This window comes from Actinospica sp. (genome assembly GCF_035552695.1).
Taxonomy (GTDB): domain Bacteria; phylum Actinomycetota; class Actinomycetes; order Streptomycetales; family Catenulisporaceae; genus Actinospica.
Genome location: NZ_DASZKT010000070.1, coordinates 1 through 2,451 on the forward strand (window position 1 = coordinate 1; position 2,451 = coordinate 2,451).

The following is a 2,451-nucleotide window of genomic DNA, read 5'->3' on the forward strand; positions in this document are numbered from 1 at the left end:
GCGTTCCACGACATCGACGTATTCCGATCGCTGAACTATCTCGGGCCGTCCATCCGCACCATGGAGGCGTGGCTGCAGCGCACCGGCCGCGACGCGTGGGCCGAGGAGCTCGCGGTGATAGTCGCCAAGCACCACCATCTAACTCCGTACCAAGGGCGACATGCGACGCTCACCGAGGCCTTCCGGCGGGCGGATCTCAACGATCTGAGCCAGGGGGTGATCCGTTCCGGACTGCCCCGAGAACACGTACGTGCGGTGCGGCAGTCCATCGACGTGGGAGTCTTCTTTACGCGCACGGTCCCGCGCGCCATCGTGCGGCATGTGATCCGTCACCCGCTCGATCCACTGCCGATCGTGCGCGCCCGCCGGGCACTGAATGAGACCGCACACCATGATGCGGACCGCTAACCCGGCACGTCCCAGACCCCTGGCTTCAGGCCAAGACCGTCGAGCGCGCGTCTCTGCGACGACGCGGTCTTGAAACTTCGGGTCGCGCACCAGCGTCGAGCCGAGCATCGGCTGGCCCCGGTCGTCGTAGTAGACGCCGGTCCCTCCCGACTCGTTCAGCAGGGCGTTCGTGATGACCTTCGCGGCCCGCGCCGGAGTGCTCCAGTACTTGATGAACGGGGCGAGCAACGACAGTACGTACTTCCCCAGGAAGCGCAGGAGGACGTTCGCGTCGCGCGAGAGGCTCGTGGCCGGACTGAAGGCCGGTTCGACGGCGTTGAAGCGCAACCGCGGAGTCTCGCGCGCGAACGCCATCACCGTCGCGAGGTTGCATTGCTTCGACGTCGCGTAGGCGTCGCCGCCGGGAAGGGCGGAACCACCGGGCTTCCACTCGCCGCGCGCGCTCGCCTCGGCAGAGATGTAGCGGCCGCCCCGGAACCCAGCGGCCACGGCGGGCTTGCGCTCGAGGTCTTCGACGCCGGAGCAGACGAACACCACGTTCGCGCCGTCAGGGAGATGCGGCATGAGCGCCTCGGTCAACAGGAACGGACCGAAGTGGTCCGTAGCGAACGCCGTGTCCCAGCCCTGAGCATTCTTCGTGGCGCGAAGGTCTGACCTGGATGATCTGAGCGGGCGACGGGAATCGAACCCGCATAACCAGCTTGGAAGGCCCTGCGTGCGGGGCCGTCGGCCAGCCTAAACGCGGGTCAGGCCGCGTGCCCGAGTGTCCGTGAGTAACCGCGAAACACCCTGGTTTACCCTCTGACCGGACGCACGCAACGGGCACGGTGCCGCCGACGCCGCCAGTACCAGCGCGGATCTGCCACTACCGGTGACGCGGCTACCAGCTCACCTAAAGGCCGTTGCCGTACTAGGCCGTCACGTCGCTGCGGAGGAAGACCGTCATCGCCGCCACGATCGCGACGATGAGGTAGACCGCGCCGAGGATCAGCCCGTGGGGGTAGCTCACGCCTTGGCCTCCGCCGGACGCCACCGCGAGGATCGACGCGCCGGGCAACCACTGCTGGGTGCTTGGCACGATGCGCGTGATGATGTTCTCCACGGCGATCAGCCAGGCGAAGCCGACGATAACCGCGAACACGGCTGACCGGACGAACTGGCCGAGCGCCATCCCGAGCACGCTATAGCCGATCGTGGCGAGCACGAGGTCGCCGAGTTCGCGGAACAGGTCGCCGAGCCCCGTTCCCGTAAACCATGCGCTCGTCGAGACGCCACGAGTGCGGGCGGCCACCACCGCCACGATCAAGGCGACGACCGCGGCGAAGCAGAGCGCGAGCACTAGGAAGGTGATCACGCCGAGCATCTTGCCGGCCAGCAGCACGGTACGGCGCGGCTGGCGCACGAGAAGCTGGCGCAGCGTGCCGAGGCTGTACTCGCTCGCGACCTGCGAGGCCGCTATGCCGAACGCCACGACGCCGAGCAGCATGGCGGCCCTCGCGACGCCGATGACCAGGCCGTTCGGCTGGGCAAGCTGATGCAGCGACACTATTCCGCCGTTCGCCGAGGCCTGGGAGAACATCAGGACCACGAAGAGCGAGGCCGCCGCGGCCAGCCCGAGGAAGGTCGAAAGGAACAGCGTTGGCCGCCGCAGCTTGGTCCACTCGCTGGTAAACGCGGCCCACATCATCTGATCGCTCCCATCTCCTGGTCCTCAGGTACGTCGGCCGATTTCGTGCCGGTCAGCGCGAAGAACGCCCGCTCAAGGCTGCGGGTGCGCTCGGTGAGCTGGCGCAGGGTAATCCTGTTCTGCGCGGCGAGCCGGTTCAGGTCCGCCGCGCTGACGCCCGGGGCCTCGACGAGCAGGAAGCCCTCGGCGTTACCCGACGTCACCGTGCAGCCCGCCCGCTGCAAGAGCCCGGCTAGCGGGTGGCGGTCCGCGTCGTGCTCCGGCGCGACCAGGAACTCCGCCTGCTGGGTGGCCCGCAGCTCCGCGACGCTCCCCTGGTGGACAAGCCGGCCTGCCCTGATCATCACCACGTAGTC

General features: G+C 68.1%; 2 protein-coding genes and 1 pseudogene. All 3 read right to left on the reverse strand.

The annotated features are described in order from the left end of the window. Positions 1-138: 138 nt before the first annotated feature. Positions 139-987 carry a hypothetical protein gene (locus tag VG296_RS09640; RefSeq protein WP_325565279.1) on the reverse strand — a complete coding sequence of 283 codons (849 nt, stop codon included), beginning with the start codon at positions 985-987 and terminating at the stop codon, positions 139-141. Between the two features lie 331 nt (positions 988-1,318). After that, on the reverse strand, positions 1,319-2,095 hold the full coding sequence (locus tag VG296_RS09645; protein ID WP_325565280.1) for an ABC transporter permease: 777 nt from the start codon (positions 2,093-2,095) through the stop codon (positions 1,319-1,321). Then, a pseudogene (locus VG296_RS09650) lies at positions 2,092-2,451 on the reverse strand (ABC transporter ATP-binding protein); the annotation flags it as partial. The pseudogene VG296_RS09650 and the gene VG296_RS09645, both read right to left, overlap by 4 nt.